Raw genomic sequence first — 18950 nt, forward strand, 5'->3', positions numbered from 1 at the left:
TCATTGTTTGAATCGTGCGTATAGAAGCCATTATAAAAATTGTTTCATTGAAGTAGTATTACCTAAAATGGATCTTCGCCACCACCAGGCACATCGCCGCTTGGTCCAAAACCTGCTTCTACTTCCACTTCCAGGACTTCCACTTCTGGAGCCTCATACTTCATTTCCTTTTCTACTTTCATACTTACAAATAATTTAATTGTTAATAATATCAATATGTTATTCTCATCATTCTATAACCGGATTTATTCTTGCAGAACTTTACTATTCCTACTTTATAAATAAGCATAGCAAACCGCCTTTTCAGCCTGCAAAGTAAGAAACAAATTTCCTAAATATATTTTTAGTGTATTTCGTTGAATATCTGGATACTAATAATAAGTAAGAGGAGAAAATAGGGAAAGAATAGAATTTCCAAGAAATAGTATTAAACGATGTATAGGTTTAGTAATTAAGTAGTTGTGCCATTGATAGTTAATGGCATTTCAAACTATTTATATATATTGGCACTTTATTCTGGCACCATATTATATAGCAATATAATATGGTAACATGCTTATTTTCAAAACATAACGAGGTAGCCAAACGAGAAAACTCCTATTGCTACAAATTGAGTTAGCACCATTATCAGACACCGGCAATAAAAATCTTATTTACAGCTAAGTAAATAATTCCTTCGGTGACTCTTGGAGAGAAGACTCTCGATAATAATCAACTAACGCAATAAGGGAACCAAACCGTACCTGGACCGAGTCAAGTCCATACCAGATCCGTACTTGCTCCGTATAAAAGTACCTCTACATGGAGCTGGTACGGACTTGACATAGACTTGGTACGGAGCAAGACATACACATGTATGTGTAAAAGGGCACTCTTTTTCTTAAGACTCTAAGCTAGGATAGCTTTTTCTTTTTTCAGTAACCGGACGAAATCAGTCATCAGTTCTTTACTCGATGCTCTCATATAGCGCTGAAATGCTTGGAAAGAACGATGTCCGGAAAGCGACATCACGTAGTTAATCGGATAGCCACGTTTATAAAGATTGGTCACACAACTTCTTCTGGCCGTATGGAAGCTTATCAATTCGTATTTCGGAATTGTTACGATGGTAGTTTCTCCACCACGGTACTCCTTACGGCTAATAGCCTCATTAATACCGCATCGCGCGGCAAGAACCTTAATGATTTTGTTGGCCTTCACCTTATCTATAACCGGAAAGCCAATCTGCTGATAATGTTCAATCAGTGGCGCTATTTCCTTCAATATCGGAATTTCAACCAGCTCTTTCGTTTTTTTTTGGTAGAGCGATATTACTCCCTTCCGTACGGTTGCTTTATTCAACTGCTGTATATCACTAATCCTTAATGCTGTATAACAGGCAATAATAAAAGCATCCCTTACCTCACGCTCCTGGTCACTCTCTGTCTTTGCCAAAGAAAGCTTCTGGATCTCCTTCTCTTGCAGATAAATCTGTTCACTCGAATCAGCAGGCAGTGTAGTCTGAACTTTCAAGAAATAGTTGTTGGTTGTCATCTCGCTGTCATAAGCACGATGCAACAGATTCTTGATTACTTTCAGCGTATTGATGATTGTATTCTGAGTATAATGCTTTCCGGTTTTCCCATAACTGTACTCGTAAAGGTAGTTGGTGAAATCCACAAAGAACTTTTTATTGAAGTCGTCGAACGAACCGATCGGCACTTTCCGTTGCTTGTCGTAATCTTCCAGACGCCCCAACGCAGTGAGGTAGGTAGCCTTGGTACTTTCAATGCCACGCTTTCCTTTGCGATTTACATTCTTTTCATACTCGCCAACCAATCTTCTCAGACAAGCAATCGGATTTTGCAAAAGTTGTTCCTTCTGCTGGTTTTTATCAACGATTTGCCGGACAACAGCAGCCGACAGGTACTCTCCCTTCATAGCAAGTTGTTCGTCCATTTCGCATAAAGACGTTACTAAATTATCAATTTGTTCATTAATATATTTCAACCGAAGCCTCTCCCGTATGTTCAAGCCTCCGTTCTGATAGCATCGATATATTTCATGATTCCAATACTGTGGCTCTACACGGAGTTTTGTATAAACTCTGATTCTCCGTTTATTGATAGTTGTCACAAGCATTATTTGCGTCAGTTTATTCTTTTCACTGACCTGCTTTAGATTGAATCTAATTTTCATTTCTTTTTCTTCCTTTCAGTTTAGTGGTAATTGTTCCATAATTATCAAGATTATAGTGATATATAAACAAAGAGTGCCCATCTTATTTTCAATAAGAATCCATAAGAAAGCTATAAAAAAGTTTGTATTTATGCATTTTCGTTGAAAAGCATAAAAAAAAAGCTTTATTTTGTTTGTAGATGTCAATAAAATATCTACCTTTGGCTCGCAAAAGCGTGTAGAATAGAGATATGTTTTCACGATAAAGGAGAATTTGCCATATTTTTACCTGAAAAGATAAAAAAATAACGAATTCTTTTGAATTTAGGAAATTTGTTTTTAGCGTTTTATCGTGATACATAGAACTTAATAGGTCATATATCACGCCTATTTAGTAAGAGAATTTCTCTTTAATGTTAACCTCAGGTATATATACAAAGAATACATCTGCTATTTTCAATACAAAAAAGAGTGTACCAAAACAGAATAATTTAATTTATCTGATTATAATACTATCTCATTATATGCAATGAGTTATAGCAAACTATTAATATTTCTCCAGTAAATGTAACAGGAAAGAACTATCCTATGATTCCACAGTTACCCAAAGCATCCACCCACTTTTGGGCATCAACTAAGGCTTGATCTTTGGATATGCCGTAATGATTCATTAATACTTCTGCAGCATCTTCCAAAGAAAATTCTCTTCCTTGCAATTCTTTCCAAAGAAGCAGTGCTGTATTATTAAGTGAAATTACTTTAGTCATATCAGACTGGGACTTTCCTTGCTCGACGATCAGGTTTTCACCTGCAATCTCCCGAACTTTATAATTCTCTTTAATTTTCATAGTGACAAACATTAAATTAGTGTTTCAAGAAATGCAAAGGTAAACATTCTCTTGAAAATTGTATACTATAATATAAAAAAAGAGTCTATAACAGATTTAATTGTTTTTTATCAGTGATTATCTTCCATCTATTAAGGTGGCAATCTCTCTTTATGCGAGTATTAATTCAGCACCAAGTTATTACGAGGGAGGAAAGTGGTATAGCTACATGGCTTCACTGAGTGTGTTCGATGGCTCTTTGTAAATGCATTTCTTGTTGCTAGTGCCTGAAAATGGTGTCATTGCTATTTAAAAAAGTGAGTTTCTTGTCATTTATAAAATCCGTTTCTTATTGAAAATAAGAGAATTACTATCGTGTGCTTTTATTCTATAAGGTGCAAGAAAGAGGTGTCAATATATGCAGAAGAATAAAATAAGATGTTTTCTACTAAATACGTAATAAGCTGTTTCTTAATATATTGATTCATTCTTTTTGATTATAACAAATTCTTTTCTTTTTATTTTAAAAGATTTCTTCCAAGCATATAATAATCAGATAATCAATAAAATACCACTCAAATATATTTAGGAAATTTGTTTCTTACTTTGCAGGCTGAAAGGAGCTTTTACTGGTCTTCTTTATAGAAATATTTGCAAGATCGTAAGAACTGGCTTGATTTTTTTATATAGTATAGAAAAGTGTATTACTAGTTAATAATGAAGAGATTTTTAATATTACTAACAATTTAAATTTATGATTATGAAAGTAGAAAAGGAAATGAAGTATGAAGCTCCAAAAGTGGAAGTTCTGAAAGTAGAAGTAGAATTAGGTTTCGCTGCTTCTGGTATTGAAGGTCCCGGGATAGGTGGAGACGACGGTGACTTTAGTGGTGGCGACGACTAAATAAAAGTTGTTGAATCTAGGCGAACGTATATCAATTAATGTATTTAAAATTTAAACTAATTGCAATGAAAACAAAACATTTATTAATGGCTTGTGCGCTGCCTGCTTTATTTGTAGCATGTAGCCAGGAAGAGGCTCTGGTGAACGTAGAACCGGAAGTACAATACAAAGGGAAACCGTTGGAGAACGTCACTCTATCCTTTAATAAAGAAACAAATGTCGCAACCAGAATGGTAAATGACGGTTGGAATTTAAAGTGGAAGGCAGGAGACCAAGTTGGACTAGTTTGGGTGAATGCACCGGAAATTCAACAACAACTTACTAAGGGGAAAGAATATGATCCGACTGTACTTCCAACTACTGCATTTTGGGCAAGTAATACCCGTATGACTTGCAACGATCCTGACAATAATATTTTTGGAATGCAGGATGGTCAGGTATTAGAAGGCCAATACTTTGCTTACTATCCTTATTCTGACAGATATAAAGTAGATGGTAAGTTTGGCTTGAGTGTTGATGCAATACAATCTCAGGGAAGTACGGACTTGACCCAGCCGACAGAGGTACTGTCTTATGTTGTGGACAATATGCCGTGGGTGTCAAGAAGAGTAGATGAGCAAACTCAAGAAACAAACAAAAATGCTACTTACATTTATCCGTTGCAAAATGAAGAGGCCGGCATGTCGAAAGCTATTAATATGGAGATGTTTCGTTTTGCCAACATGTTGGATGCTCGTGTGACCTTTAAAGCAGGTTCGCAGACAATTATAAATCCTGAAAAGATACAGATTGAAAGCGTTGACCTGATAGTGACAACCCAAAATGAAGGTTGGGCTGTAGACAAAATTGCGACTTCCGGTCTGTTTGACATGAGTAAGATCAAAAGATATAATAAGGGTGCATATGATGAATTTGGTATTCCATCGTTGAGCGGTACTTCCAAATACGCATTGCCTACGATAGAAACTCAGGAGGGGCTGTTTGTCAATGATAATAAAGTTTCAAGCATCACTACTATTATCGAACAACCTGTGGCTAAATCTACTGGTCGCGTAAATTTCCTGTTGATGCCTTACACAGAAAAAAACAGCTATTTTACGAAAGAATACTATAAATTGGCTTTGGTTATCCATACTAACTATGGTGTTGTGACAGTTGAAGAAAGCGACTGGTATAAAAGTAAAAAAAGCGATCCTACTGGTATGCTCGTTTTAGGTCCTAATGCAGTAGAGAGTGATAAATTTGTCAAGATCAACGATATTGAAGCATTCTACGCAGGTGGATGGGCTGCAAGAACAGGAGCATTCTGTACTCGTTTTATAGAAGTAAATGTAGATGATTTGGAATTTGAAACCAACTGTATTAAAACTCAGAACGATTTGCTTGCTACCATCGAACGTATCAATAGCAGAAATGTAACGAATAGGCGCTTTGATCTCTGTGTTGACGGTGATGACGCTAACAATGTTTTGGAATTGACTGATTTCGACTGGTCTGCTGAAAGTGATAACGAAGCTATCAAAACATTCATTACTGCAGGCAATACATTACGTTTGAAGGAACACTCAGATAAACAAGTGACTATCAAATTTAATGGTAATAACAAGATTGGCGCTGGTCAGTTGACTAATCTTTCTAACAAAATAGATATAGTAGTTTCAGAAAATGCAGTTCTGGATGTAAACGCTGATTTCACAACAGGTATTTTTGTAACAGAGCAAAACTCTATTCTGAACGTTAACGGTGCAAAATTGACTACTGGTGTTGCAACTTTGAATGGAAGCACTAACATTTTAGTTACGAATGAAGAAGCTGGTGAATTGAATGTTGCAAACAAGAGTGAGAACAAGGGTACTATGGAAGTTAAGGGTATCCTGAGTTTCAAGGGTAATGCAGTCGTAAGTAATACAGGCACTATCAACTTATACTATACTGCTCAGTTGACGGGTGTTACCGGCCAAGTAGCAACATTGAACAACAGCAATGTTATCAACTATTATTATGCTAAGAGTGGAGACAAGAAAAATGTCAATATTACTAACGTAGAGGATGGTCAATTCATTGCTGAGTACAATGATGGTATTGTTCCTGGAACAGGTGACAATGAAAAGAAGGCAGATTTCATGAAGAACGCCAATTCTTATGGTGTAACTCACTATATCATTTCTAAGGCTTCTGACGCCAACTCTGAAGCTTGGAGCTTGACCAATGCTACTAAGATCACAGTAAAAAAAGGCGTTACATTGACATTTAACCCGACTAAGGCTTCTACTATGGGACTTACAGCATCGAAAGCTCTGCTGTACTTCGAAGGTAATAATGAATTAGCTTCTACAGGTGACTATGCTAGTTATGCAAAAGTTGCAGTGAAAGACATCACCTTAGCATACGGTATAAAATTGACGAATAATGTAGAAGTTGTCTTGACTGGCAAATTCCAGGCAGAAGTTGACAATAACAATTCCACAACCTACACTGTAGACAATAAGGGGTATATTTATGGTGGTATCCGTGTTAGCCAGTCTGGTACAATTACTTGGTTGGGTAAGGAATACGGAGTCAAGAAGTAATATACCTTTGAATTAAAGAAGAATGAGTCTATTCATTCTTCTTTAAAAGGAAAAACTGACTGGATAGGATTATATAATCTGAATGTTTAATTTTCGCTTGTCAAGACATTCGTCTTGGCAAGCGTTTTTTTTCAGAAGAAGTTCCGAGTGAAACTAAGATGAATAGCAATACTATAAACGAGAGGAAAGATATGAGACCACCATCTTCTCAAGAACAGGAGATTAATCTATTGGAACTGGTAAAGAAAGTCTGGGACTCGCGGAAATTGATTTTGAGAATGTGTGGTATCGGAGCTATTGTAGGGTTAGTTATAGGCTTCAGCACTCCTAAGGAATATACAGCAAGTACCCTTATTGCCCCGGAAAGCAGAAGGGCTTATCCGGGTAAAAGTGCATTAGTAAATATGGAAGATGACAATCTGAGTTCATCAATCACAGGTGAAAAAGATGCCATTTTTCCGGTTTTATATCCGGAAATCATCAATTCGACGCCGTTTCTTATACGGCTTTTCGACATCAAGGTACGCGAACAGAAAGATAGTGTTTCGATTCCTCTTTCGCAGTATCTAAAAGAACGCCAGAAAGCGCCATGGTGGAGAATTATTACTTCAGTTCCGTTCAAACTGACTGGATGGATCGTATCTCTATTCAAAGATGAATCAAATGAAGATAGCGGGCAAACTGGGACAAAGATGGGTATAAACCCTTTTCGGCTGACTCGCAAAGAAGCAGGCATGGCAGGTGCTATCGCTTCGAGAATCAATATCGGGGTGGACAAAAAGAAAAGAACTATAACCATATTTGTCACCATGCAAGATCCGTTAGTTGCAGCTACTGTGGCAGATATCGTACGAGTATACTTGAAAGAATATATAACGGAATACAGGACAGGTAAAGCACGCAAATTCCTGAAATATACAGAAGAACTTCGTAAAGAGGCACAGGAGGAATATTACAGTGCACAGGAGAAATATACCCGGTATGCGGATGTTAACCGAGGGTTAGTGAAGTTAACCTCACGCGCTGAACTGGTAAGGTTACGGAATGAAATGAAGCTGGCTCAAACTACCTACAATCAGACGAAACAACTGGTTCAGGCAGCTATGGCAAGAGTAGAGAAGATAAGGCCTGTTTATGCGGTTATCCAGCCGGTAGTAGTTCCACTTAAACCCTCTAAACCCAGGAAGATGACGATTCTTGTGATGTATGTCTTTTTGAGTGGTGCAGGAAGTTTGGTCTGGGTATTGTTTGCCAAAGGCTTCCTTAAAGATCTAAAAAAGAGAAGAGTAGCAGATGGTTAGAAATATTGTTCGATTGTTGTCAGAAGAGCAACGCAGGCGTGGTGTATGGGTAGTATTCTCTGTATTAACACGTGCCATACTCGACTTTGCAGGAATAGCGGCACTGGTGCCAATATTATTAATAGTGGTAAAAGATGGCGGTCGGAGTATGATGCTGGCAGTATGCGGTGTCGTATTACTGTTTGTATTGCTAAAGAACACCTTAGTTATGCTTCTGGCACATGTACAAAGCTGTTATCAGTTGGAAATATATCGGGAGTTTAGTACCCGTATGTTTGCCAATTATTATCATCGAGGGCTACTCTATTTAAAAGGAAAAAGCAGTGTAAGGCTTGGGCATGAAGTGAATCATGTATGCTATATGTTCAGTTTATGCGTATTGGCCCCTGTTTTCCGTATAGCAGGAGAAGCGGTACTGATATTGTTAATAGTATTGGCACTTATCATCTGGAAACCATATGCCGGTTGTTTGCTCTGTGGAGCGTTCCTGTTCTTATCGGTATTGTATATCTGTTTAGTTAAGAAACGCCTGCGACGTTATGGTATGGAGGAATTGGAAGCACGTCGCAAGCAGAGCCGTACGGTGGTGGAAGCCTTTTGTGGATATGCAGAACTGGAAATTGCCCAAGCATTTTATACTTCTCTTGCTTCCTTCAATCAAGGTCTGGATTCTATTATTGGGAACCGTTTGCGTATGGAAGTGTACCAACTTTTTCCATCCTTCCTTTCTGAAGTAGCCATAGTGATCGGACTGGCATTGCTGATTGGTACGGGAAGTGGTGACCTGGGATTGATAAGCGGTGTGTTTGCAGTAGCGGCTTTCAGACTAATTCCTGCAGTGAGATCCGTATTGAATAGTTGGGTAACGCTTCAAAATGCTTCGCATACCATAACGGTAGTGGAAGAAGGTATTACTGTTATAAGTGACGAATTACCCAAAAACTTACCAAGTGAATCTCTTTTAGAATTTACCCATACCCTTGAATTGTGTGGGCTGGAATTCGCATTTCCTGATGGACATACACTTTTCAGCGGTTTAGATCTGGTTGTCAGTCGTGGTGAACGTATCGGTGTACGCGGAGCAAGCGGTTCGGGGAAATCGACTCTCTTTAACCTGATGCTCGGCTTCTTTCCACCTACATCCGGCGAGATACTTATAGATGGCAGGAAACTGACCTCTACTAACCGAAGTGAGTGGCATAAACTGGTGGGATATGTACCGCAGGAAATATTTATTATAGAAGGGACACTCGCTGATAACATTGCACTTGGGCAATCGCAAGTTGACCTTACAAAGGTGATGCAGGTTCTGGAACAAGTGCAACTGAAGGAATGGGCAGATGAATTACCACAAGGATTGGACACACCATTAGGCGAATACGGTAGCCGATTGTCCGGTGGTCAGAAACAACGGATTGGCATTGCACGAGCACTTTACAAGGAGGCTGAAGTACTGTTCTTTGATGAAGCCACTTCTGCTCTGGATAACAAGACGGAACAGGAAATTAATCATGCTTTGGAAATGCTTTCACGAGAGCATCGTGAACTGACATTGATTGTCATAGCCCACCGTGAAAGCTCGTTGTCCTTTTGTGACCGAATATTCGATCTGGACACGTGTGATATAGTATATAACAATAAAGAATAAAAGAAATGGAACAGGATTATTTAATAGCCGGACATCGTATCCGTGTGGAAGGGGATAGATTGGTACAAAGGATAGAAGCATTACCCGGCTTTCCGGTATTTAAAACTAAATCCGGTGGTGAACCGCTTTGCCAGTTTATAACAACTCTCAATCAAGCACCGGTGTTTGAACAAGTGTACTATCGTAGTGAAATAGACGGCATTGTCAGCCGTTTTGGACGTTATACCGACGGGTATGTTTTTGATATGACCTTCCCGGATGCTGAACCATTGAGTATGTGGATGATACAAGATGCCCGTATTGCTTATTTTACGGGCAACTTTGCACCTATATTACTACGCTTTGCCTGCTGGATTGCGTATGGAGTGGCTGCAACTCCTTTCGAAACAGTGGCCATTCATACCAGTACCATTTGCTATCAAGGTAAAGCTGTGTTCTTTTTGGGAGAGAGTGGTACTGGAAAAAGTACGCACACCCGTTTGTGGCGCGAAAACATAGAGGGGGCTGTTTTGCTGAATGATGACAGTCCTATTCTTCGCATCATAGACGGAAAACCATGGGTATATGGTAGTCCATGGAGTGGAAAGACACCTTGCTACAAGAATGAGAGTTATCCGTTAGCAGCCTGTGTACGATTGTCGCAAGCTACATTCAATAAAATAGAACGGCTAAATATAGCTCAGGGCTATGGAGCTTTACACCCTTCATGTCCTCCTTGTTTTGCCTATGATGATGCATTGTATGACTCTATCAGTGGGACTTTGAGTAACTTACTTTCGAACGTGCCGGTTTATCATCTGTCTTGTCTTCCTGATGCGGCGGCGGCTCGTCTTTCTTGTGAAACTATTTTCGGAGTATGTGAAAAATAACGGTATCCAATGACTTTTTTGCCGGAGTGGCTGAGGCTTTAAAACAAGGGCAAACTTTGACACTTTTGATTGATGGGCAAAGCATGTATCCTTTTATCAGGGGAGGGGTAGACCAGGTGGAAGTGGTTCCTTATCCTTCTGAGGATGAACTACCTGCCTGGTGCTGCCCTTTTTATTAATGGGAATGGTGGTATCGACTACGTTTTTTACGTCGTTGGTTGTTACCTGCCTTTAAGATGTTGCACATCGGATAGAGTATTTAACTAAAATTATTACGGAAAAATTTCCTTAATTACGAATGTCGTTGTACTTTTGTCGCAACTTTATAACACATATAAACAAAAAATTGAAGATTATGTCAAAAGTAACCGTAGTAGGTGCAGGTAACGTAGGTGCTACATGCGCTAATGTGTTGGCCTTTAATGAAGTGGCTGACGAAGTGGTAATGCTGGATGTTAAAGAAGGCGTTTCAGAAGGTAAGGCAATGGATATGATGCAGACTGCTCAATTGTTGGGTTTTGATACCACCATTGTGGGCTGTACCAATGACTATGAGAAGACTGCAAACTCTGACGTTATCGTTATTACATCAGGTATTCCCCGTAAGCCGGGTATGACTCGTGAAGAGTTGATCGGTGTAAATGCCGGTATCGTGAAAACAGTTGCTGAAAATGCATTGAAATATTCTCCCAACGCTATCCTTGTAGTTATTTCTAATCCGATGGATACAATGACTTATCTGGCATTGAAATCTTTGGGTCTGCCTAAGAACCGCGTTATCGGTATGGGTGGTGCTTTGGATAGCTCTCGTTTCAAATACTTCCTGTCTCAGGCTTTGGGTTGCAATGCAAACGAAGTAGAAGGTATGGTAATCGGTGGCCATGGTGATACAACTATGATTCCTTTGGCTCGTCTGGCTACATACAAAGGACAGCCGGTTAGCGCACTGTTGAGCGAAGAAAAATTGAGCGAAGTTGTTGCTTCTACTATGGTAGGTGGTGCAACTCTGACTAAGTTGCTGGGTACTTCCGCATGGTATGCGCCGGGTGCAGCAGGAGCTTATGTAGTTGAGTCTATCATTCACAACCAGAAGAAGATGATTCCTTGCTCTGTATTGCTGGAAGGCGAATATGGTGAATCTGATCTTTGTATCGGTGTTCCCGTTATCCTGGGCAGGAACGGTATTGAAAAAATCGTTGAACTGGAACTGACTGCTGACGAAAAAGAAAAATTTGCTGCCAGCGCTAAAGCTGTTCACGGAACCAACGCTGCATTGAAAGAGGTAGGTGCTCTCTAATCGGGAAAACTATTTCATACATAAATAAATTATTAGGGGGTTGATTCCATCAGGAATCAACCCCCTAATTTTGCCATGTATTCAATCTCAGAAGTAGTCTGATAATGTTATTTATCTTACATCCGCCCCCCACATCAATTTATTGCGAAGCGTATCAAAGAAAATATGATTGAAGCGCTTGATTACCTTAATACTGTAATCAGCCCGTGAGATTCGCAAGCGGGTTGTCTCTTTGCAGGATTCACTACGCCCGTCGATGGCAACCAGAAAATTGTGGCTGCGACTTTCAACATCAAGGGTGATTTCCCAATCATCACAAATGACGATAGGACGGACATTCAGGCTATGCGGAGCCACCGGAGTGATAGCGATCGTTTTGCTATGAGGCACGATAACCGGACCACCGACACTCAGCGAATAAGCTGTGGAACCGGTAGGGGTGGATACCACCAGCCCGTCCGCTTGATAAGTGGTGAGATGGGCCCCATTGATAGCAGTATGAATACTGATCATTGAAGAACTGTCGCGTTTCAATACAGCAATTTCATTGAGTGCATAAGGCGATTCCATCAATTTTTTATCATCACAATGTAATTGCAACACGCTACGTTCTTCCACCTTGTAGTGGTTATTATAAATCTCATCGAAAGTCTCTTCCATCTCTTCCGGAGAAATGTCTGCCAGGAAACCGAGGCGGCCGGTATTGATGCCCAGAATGGGGATATTCTTTTTGCCTACCCGGCTGGCTGCTTTTAGGAACGTACCGTCGCCCCCGATACTGATGACCATATCTGCTGTAAAATCGTCTCCGTCAAAGAGTTCGGCGGAAGCGATAGTCATGTGCAGGTCGGAAGTCAGGAAGTTATAGAACTCCCTGCAAATGCAAAGCTGGGCATTACGCCGTTCCAGCAAGCGGAATAAAGTTTCCGCATGTGTTGATTTTTTGGCTTGGTAAGTATTTCCAAATATGGCAAATTTCATCGTCTGTACTTTCTTAATGAAATGCAAATATGGTGTTTTTTTCTCAGAACGCTGCCAATGTATCGCTATTATTTGTACATTTGCGGCAAACTATGATCCGAATTATGACTAGATTAAGTGTAAACATAAACAAGATTGCGACGTTGCGTAATGCGCGTGGAGGGGATGTACCTAATGTGGTGAAAGTAGCACTGGATTGTGAAAGCTTTGGTGCGGAAGGAATTACCGTACATCCACGCCCTGATGAACGTCATATACGCCAGAGGGATGTGTATGATCTTCGCCCGTTGCTTCGTACTGAATTTAATATCGAAGGATATCCTGCCCCCGAATTTATTGATTTGGTATTGAAAGTGAAGCCGCATCAGGTGACTCTGGTTCCGGATAGTCCGACTCAGTTGACTTCTAATGCAGGCTGGGATACCAAGCAGAATCTGGAATTTCTGACCGAAGTACTCGAAACATTTAATGATGCAGGCATCCGTACTTCCGTATTTGTATCGGCGGATGCGGAGATGATAGAGTATGCTGCCAAAGCTGGTGCCGACCGGGTGGAACTCTATACCGAACCCTATGCGACCGCTTATCCGCAGAATAAGGAAGCCGCCGTTGCTCCTTTTGTAGAGGCAGCCAAAGTGGCACGTAGTCTGGGGCTGGGGCTGAATGCCGGTCATGACCTGAGTTTGGTGAATCTGAATTATTTATATCAAAACATTCCATGGATGGATGAAGTCTCTATCGGACACTCGCTGATAAGCGATGCTCTGTATCTGGGATTGGAACGTACCATTCAGGAATATAAAAACTGTCTTCGTTGATGAATGTAATGTTGTTATTAGCCCAAGTGGCTCCGGCGCTGACCGATTCTATTGCGGGCGCCAATCCGGTATTGACTCCGGTAGCTGGTCCTGAAGAGATGAACTTATGGAGTATGGCTGTCAAGGGTGGTTGGATTATGATCGTTCTTGGCCTGCTGTCCATTCTTTGTTTCTACATCTTGTTCGAACGCAACTATGTGATCAGGAAAGCCGGCAAAGAGGACCCGATGTTCATGGATAAGATAAAGGATTATATCTTGGATGGAGAAATAAAAGCTGCCATAGCCTATTGCCGCAGCGTAAATACTCCGGCTGCCCGTATGATTGAGAAAGGTATCAGCCGTTTGGGACGTCCGGTGAATGATGTGCAGGCTGCCATTGAGAATGTGGGAAATATTGAGGTAGCGAAACTGGAAAAAGGATTGACGATTATGGCAACCATCTCCGGAGGTGCGCCGATGATTGGTTTCCTCGGTACGGTGACCGGTATGGTGCGTGCTTTTTACGAAATGGCCAATGCAGGCAACAACATCGATATCACATTGCTTTCGGGCGGTATCTACGAAGCTATGATCACTACGGTAGGTGGCTTGATCGTGGGTATTATTGCGATGTTTGCCTATAACTACCTCGTGACTCTGGTGGACGGCGTGGTGAATAAGATGGAGGCTAAGACCATGGCATTCATGGACCTCTTGAATGAACCCGCTTCCTAAGTAATTAATAATTAGTAATTAATAATTGAACTAAGCGTGCTACAACGTAGAGCTAAAATATCGCCCAATTTCAGTATGGCATCCATGACGGACGTCATCTTCCTGTTGCTGATCTTCTTTATGATCACGTCTACGGTTGTTTCGCCGAATGCTATCAAGGTGTTGCTTCCGCAGGGAAAACAGCAGACGTCGGCTAAGCCCTTGACGCGGGTTATTATCGATAAGGACCTGAATTTTTACGCGGCGTTTGGAAATGATAAGGAGCAGGCGATTTCTTTGGAAGAATTGACTCCTTTCCTGCAATCGTGCGCTGCGAAAGAACCGGAAATGTATGTGGCGCTTTATGCTGATGAAGCTGTGCCTTACCGGGAGATCGTGAAAGTGCTGAATATTGCCAATGAGAATAAGTTCAAGATGGTGCTGGCTACACGTCCGCCGGAAAGCAAATAAATGTACGATGGCTAAATTGTACATTGTAAATGGTTAAATAGTAAATGGCAATGGTGAATCCGAAGAAGAAAGGCAAATATATAGGAATAGTAGGTGCGTTGCTGGTACATGTAGCGTTCATTCTCCTGTTGATACTGGTGGGCTTCGCTTTGCCGGAGCAGCAGGATGAAGACGGTATGCCGGTAATGCTGGGTGAAGTGCCCAATGCATTTGGAAGTGCTGACCCTTCCCTGGTAAAAGTGGATGTGATGCCCGAGACCGTTGCTCCTAAAGTACAGGAGACGGTAGAACAGGAGATGCTTACACAGGAGGATGAAGAAACCGTTGTTATCAAGCCCAAAGCGGAACCTAAAAAGGAAGAAGTAAAGAAGAAGCCGGAAAAACCGGAGAAGACGGAAGCCGAGAAAGCGGAAGAAGCCCGGAAGTTGGCGGAAGCTAAAGCTGAGCGGGAACGGAGGGAGGCGGAAGAGGCTGCCCGCAAGAGGGTGGCAGGTGCCTTCGGAAAAGGAGCGCAAATGGGAAGCAAAGGTACGACTGAGGGAACAGGTATCCAGGGAAGTCCCACCGGAAATGCGCCAGAAGGTGCGTCGAGTGGAACGGGAGGTTATGGAACTTTTGACCTCGGCGGACGTTCTATAGGACAAGGAGGTTTGCCGCGTCCGGCATATAATGTGCAGGATGAAGGGATTGTGGTGGTTTCTATTACTGTAAATCCGGCAGGACATGTTATTGCTACTAGGATTGACCGGAAGACCAATACCATAAATTCTGCCTTGCGGAAGGCGGCTGAAGATGCTGCTAAGAAAGCGCGCTTCAATAAAGTAGAGGGCTTGAATAACCAGACAGGGACGATAACATATTACTTTAAACTAAAATAATAAGGAGAACAATTATGGGTACAGTTTATGTTTTTTTTGCAGACGGATTTGAAGAAGTGGAAGCTTTCACCTCTGTGGATGTAATGAGACGTGCAGGGCTGAACGTGGAAATGATAACGGTGACTCCCGATGAGATAGTAACAGGTGCACATGATGTACCAGTGCTTTGCGATAAGAATGTAGTGAACTGTGATTTCTATGACGCAGATTTAGTTCTTTTACCCGGTGGAATGCCCGGAGCAGCTACTTTGGAGAAGTGCCCGGAACTTCGGAAACTGGTCTTGGATTTTGCTGAAAAGAATAAACCGATTGCTGCCATTTGTGCCGCTCCTATGATGTTGGGTAAGCTTGGCTTGCTGAAAGGCCGCAAGGCAACTTGCTATCCCGGCTTTGAACAATATCTGGAAGGTGCTGAATGTACAGGTGCTCCGGTGGAAAGAGACGGTAATATCATTACCGGAAAAGGACCGGGTGCTGCGATGGAATTTGCTCTGACGGTTGTAGATATGATGCTCGGAAAAGAGAAGGTACAGGAACTGAAAGAGGCAATGTGTGTCATCTAACTTTCATTTTTAATTGATGGAGTATGCTCTGATAGTTGCCGGTGGTAAAGGGTTGCGCATGGGAGGCGAACTTCCCAAACAGTTTCTGCCTATAGGTGGAAAACCTGTTTTGATGCGTACTTTGGAAGCCTTTTATGCCTACAATCCGGAGATACATATAATATTGGTGCTCCCGCTTAGCCAGCAGTCTTATTGGACAGAGCTATGTGCGGAGCATTCTTTTTCTTTGCCGCATACAGTGGCGGACGGAGGTGAAACACGCTTCCATTCAGTAAAGAACGGATTGTCTCACGTAACCACTCCGGGATTGGTTGGTGTCCATGATGGGGTACGTCCGTTTGTTTCCCGGGAAGTCATAGCCCGTTGTTATGAATTGGCTGCTGAAAAAAAAGCGGTGATTCCCGTGATAGATGTGGTGGAGACTGTACGTCATCTCAAAGGAGAAGAAAGTGTGACCGTCAGCCGGGATGAGTATAAATTGGTACAAACTCCCCAGGTGTTTGATGCCGATTTACTGAAACAGGCCTATGAACAACCTTATACTTCTTTCTTTACGGACGACGCTTCGGTAGTGGAAGCGATGGGAGTATCTGTATACCTCGCGGCAGGTAATCGGGAAAACATTAAAATTACGACTCCCTTTGATTTGAAAATAGCCGCTGCTTTGTTGGATTCATGTTTGATTTAGCTTCTCGTGACATAAAATACCTGTCGGGTGTAGGGCCGCAACGCGCCTCAGTGCTCAATAAGGAATTGAATATCTATTCCCTTCACGACTTATTGTATTATTTCCCCTATAAATATGTAGACCGTAGCCGTATCTATTATATCCATGAGATAGACGGTACGATGCCTTATATCCAGCTAAAAGGTGAAATCCTGGGCTTTGAGACGATTGGAGAAGGTAGGCAACGCCGTCTGATTGCCCATTTCTCGGATGGTACGGGGATTGTGGATTTAGTCTGGTTTCAGGGAATTAAATTTCTCGTCGGTAAGTATAAGGTACATCAGGAATATATTGTATTTGGTAAACCCAGCGTCTTTAACGGACGGATCAACATTGCTCATCCGGATATAGATAATGCTTCGGAACTGAAGCTCTCGACAATGGGATTGCAACCTTATTATAATACAACGGAGAAAATGAAGCGGAGTTCCCTCAATTCTCATGCAATTGAGAAGATGATGAGCGCCGTAGTGCAGCAACTCCGCGAACCGCTGCCTGAAACGCTTTCTCCCGCTATATTGACAGAGCATCATTTGATGCCACTGACGGAGGCCTTGATGAATATTCATTTTCCGGCAAATCCGGAATTGCTTCGTAAAGCGCAATATCGCTTGAAGTTTGAAGAACTTTTTTATGTACAGTTGAATATTCTCCGCTATGCCAAAGACAGGCAACGGAAATACCGTGGATATGTATTTGAAACGGTAGGAGAGATATTCAATACTTTCTATGCCAAGAATCTGCCTTTCGAACTGACCGGCGCTCAGAAGCGTGTGCTGAAAGAAATACGCCGGGATGTGGGGAGCGGTAAGCAAATGAACCGTCTGTTGCAGGGGGATGTAGGTAGTGGGAAAACGCTGGTGGCACTGATGAGTATGCTGATAGCGTTGGATAACGGTTACCAGGCTTGTATGATGGCGCCTACCGAGATTCTGGCTAATCAGCATTTTGAAACAATCCGCGAGTTGTTGTACGGAATGGATATACGCGTGGAATTGCTAACCGGTTCTGTGAAAGGAAAAAAGCGGGAAGCCATTCTCACCGGTCTGTTAACAGGAGATGTACGAATACTGATAGGTACGCATGCCGTGATAGAAGATACCGTGAATTTCTCTTCACTGGGGCTGGTCGTGATAGATGAACAACACCGTTTCGGTGTGGCACAACGCGCACGTTTATGGACTAAGAATGCACAGCCCCCCCATGTGCTAGTCATGACAGCTACCCCTATTCCGCGTACGCTGGCTATGACATTATACGGTGATCTCGATGTTTCCGTCATTGATGAACTGCCGCCGGGACGTAAACCTATTGTGACCATTCATAAATATGATGCGCACCGTGTAAGCTTGTACCAATCCGTCCATAGGCAGATTGCAGAGGGCAGACAGGTATATATTGTATATCCTTTGATTAAGGAAAGTGAGAAAATCGACTTGAAGAACCTGGAAGAAGGCTACCTTCATATTTGTGAGGAATTTCCGGGTTGTAAAGTCTGCAAAGTGCATGGCAAGATGAAAGCAGTTGAGAAGGATGCGCAGATGCAGCTTTTTGTTTCGGGCGAAGCACAGATAATGGTAGCGACTACTGTGATTGAGGTAGGCGTAAATGTACCGAATGCTTCCGTGATGATTATTGAGAATGCAGAGCGCTTCGGTTTGTCACAGCTCCATCAGTTGCGTGGTCGTGTAGGTCGTGGAGCAGAACAGTCTTATTGTATTTTAGTGACCGGATACAAGTTGGTAGAGGAAACCCGCAAGCGTCTGGAAATTATGGTGCGGACAAATGACGGCTTTGAAATAGCTGAAGCCGATCTGAAGCTACGAGGTCCCGGTGATTTGGAAGGCACACAGCAAAGTGGTATTGCCTTCGACCTGAAAATTGCCGATATAGCGCGCGACGGACAACTGCTGCAATATGTGCGCAATGTTGCTGAAGAAGTGGTGGATGCTGATCCTACTGGTATTCGTCCGGAGAATGAAATCCTGTGGCGTCAGCTAAAGGCACTTCGGAAAACTAACGTTAATTGGGCTTCCATTAGTTGAATAACGGTTAAACATACACTTTATTTGCATTTTTATGTTGTAAAACATATTAGCTCTTATCTTTCCGATACACAGGGAGTTAGGGAATGTTTTAATATGTATCTTTTAGTCCCTTACCGAAAAAATAGTTAAGAACAGCCTTTTCATTTAGAGAAGAAATACTACCTTTGGGAGAATTTTTTAAAAGAATGACGAAACG

Annotated in this window: 16 protein-coding genes; 13 read left to right on the forward strand and 3 right to left on the reverse strand. The window is 41.8% G+C overall.

The genetic code is table 11. From position 1 onward, the window contains the following. Positions 1-888: 888 nt before the first annotated feature. Both BACINT_RS00480 and BACINT_RS00490 read right to left on the reverse strand, forming a co-directional pair. On the reverse strand, positions 889-2178 hold the full coding sequence (locus tag BACINT_RS00480) for a tyrosine-type recombinase/integrase (RefSeq protein WP_007659695.1): 1290 nt from the start codon (positions 2176-2178) through the stop codon (positions 889-891). A 560-nt stretch (positions 2179-2738) separates the two neighbouring features. Continuing rightward, a complete protein-coding gene (locus BACINT_RS00490; RefSeq protein WP_021967495.1) occupies positions 2739-3005 on the reverse strand; it encodes a PqqD family protein in 267 nt (88 codons plus the stop codon). Positions 3006-3738: 733 nt separating this feature from the next. Between BACINT_RS00490 and BACINT_RS24295 the strand changes: the two genes are divergently transcribed. The 6 genes from BACINT_RS24295 to mdh all read left to right on the forward strand — a co-directional run bounded on the left by BACINT_RS24295 (position 3739) and on the right by mdh (position 11573). Next, positions 3739-3888 carry a hypothetical protein gene (locus BACINT_RS24295; protein ID WP_007659703.1) on the forward strand — a complete coding sequence of 50 codons (150 nt, stop codon included), beginning with the start codon at positions 3739-3741 and terminating at the stop codon, positions 3886-3888. 65 nt (positions 3889-3953) lie between these two features. After that, entirely contained in the window at positions 3954-6458 is a 2505-nt protein-coding gene (locus BACINT_RS00495) for a hypothetical protein (protein WP_157448639.1), read from the forward strand. Between the two features lie 158 nt (positions 6459-6616). Beyond that, on the forward strand, positions 6617-7759 hold the full coding sequence (locus tag BACINT_RS00500; protein WP_007659707.1) for a Wzz/FepE/Etk N-terminal domain-containing protein: 1143 nt from the start codon (positions 6617-6619) through the stop codon (positions 7757-7759). Next, positions 7752-9407 carry an ABC transporter ATP-binding protein gene (locus BACINT_RS00505; RefSeq protein ID WP_007659709.1) on the forward strand — a complete coding sequence of 552 codons (1656 nt, stop codon included), beginning with the start codon at positions 7752-7754 and terminating at the stop codon, positions 9405-9407. Before BACINT_RS00500 ends, BACINT_RS00505 begins: the two co-directional genes overlap by 8 nt. 5 nt (positions 9408-9412) lie before the next feature. Next, positions 9413-10276, forward strand: a complete 864-nt coding sequence (locus BACINT_RS00510) for a phosphoenolpyruvate carboxykinase (ATP) (RefSeq protein WP_007659710.1) — start codon at positions 9413-9415, stop codon at positions 10274-10276. 355 nt (positions 10277-10631) lie between these two features. After that, positions 10632-11573, forward strand: coding sequence for a malate dehydrogenase (mdh, locus tag BACINT_RS00515; protein ID WP_007659714.1), 942 nt, complete (start codon positions 10632-10634; stop codon positions 11571-11573). Between the two features lie 111 nt (positions 11574-11684). Here mdh and BACINT_RS00520 read toward each other — a convergent pair whose 3' ends face one another. Continuing rightward, the gene (locus BACINT_RS00520; RefSeq protein ID WP_007659715.1) at positions 11685-12554 is read right to left on the reverse strand and encodes an NAD kinase; all 870 of its coding nucleotides are present in this window, start codon (positions 12552-12554) and stop codon (positions 11685-11687) included. Between the two features lie 104 nt (positions 12555-12658). Between BACINT_RS00520 and BACINT_RS00525 the strand changes: the two genes are divergently transcribed. Genes BACINT_RS00525 through recG form a run of 7 tightly spaced genes read left to right on the forward strand, consistent with a single transcriptional unit; the run spans position 12659 to position 18751 of the window. Then, positions 12659-13372 (forward strand): pyridoxine 5'-phosphate synthase, encoded by a 714-nt coding sequence (locus BACINT_RS00525; protein ID WP_025725903.1) that lies wholly within the window; start codon positions 12659-12661, stop codon positions 13370-13372. Then, positions 13372-14088: a MotA/TolQ/ExbB proton channel family protein gene (locus BACINT_RS00530; protein ID WP_007659717.1), complete on the forward strand. Its 717-nt coding sequence runs from the start codon at positions 13372-13374 to the stop codon at positions 14086-14088. The genes BACINT_RS00525 and BACINT_RS00530 overlap by 1 nt, the downstream gene beginning before the upstream one ends. Before the next feature lie 36 nt (positions 14089-14124). After that, complete coding sequence (locus BACINT_RS00535; RefSeq protein WP_181982215.1) at positions 14125-14538, forward strand: ExbD/TolR family protein; 414 nt, start codon at positions 14125-14127, stop codon at positions 14536-14538. Between the two features lie 50 nt (positions 14539-14588). Next, positions 14589-15416, forward strand: coding sequence for a TonB family protein (locus BACINT_RS00540; RefSeq protein WP_044154558.1), 828 nt, complete (start codon positions 14589-14591; stop codon positions 15414-15416). 14 nt (positions 15417-15430) lie between these two features. Beyond that, a complete protein-coding gene (locus BACINT_RS00545; protein ID WP_007659720.1) occupies positions 15431-15979 on the forward strand; it encodes a DJ-1 family glyoxalase III in 549 nt (182 codons plus the stop codon). A 16-nt stretch (positions 15980-15995) separates the two neighbouring features. Beyond that, positions 15996-16667: a 2-C-methyl-D-erythritol 4-phosphate cytidylyltransferase gene (locus tag BACINT_RS00550; protein WP_007659721.1), complete on the forward strand. Its 672-nt coding sequence runs from the start codon at positions 15996-15998 to the stop codon at positions 16665-16667. Beyond that, positions 16655-18751: an ATP-dependent DNA helicase RecG gene (recG, locus tag BACINT_RS00555; RefSeq protein ID WP_007659722.1), complete on the forward strand. Its 2097-nt coding sequence runs from the start codon at positions 16655-16657 to the stop codon at positions 18749-18751. Before BACINT_RS00550 ends, recG begins: the two co-directional genes overlap by 13 nt. Positions 18752-18950 lie beyond the last annotated feature (199 nt).

Origin of the sequence: Bacteroides intestinalis DSM 17393 (assembly GCF_000172175.1) — a bacterium.
Lineage (GTDB): Bacteria > Bacteroidota > Bacteroidia > Bacteroidales > Bacteroidaceae > Bacteroides > Bacteroides intestinalis.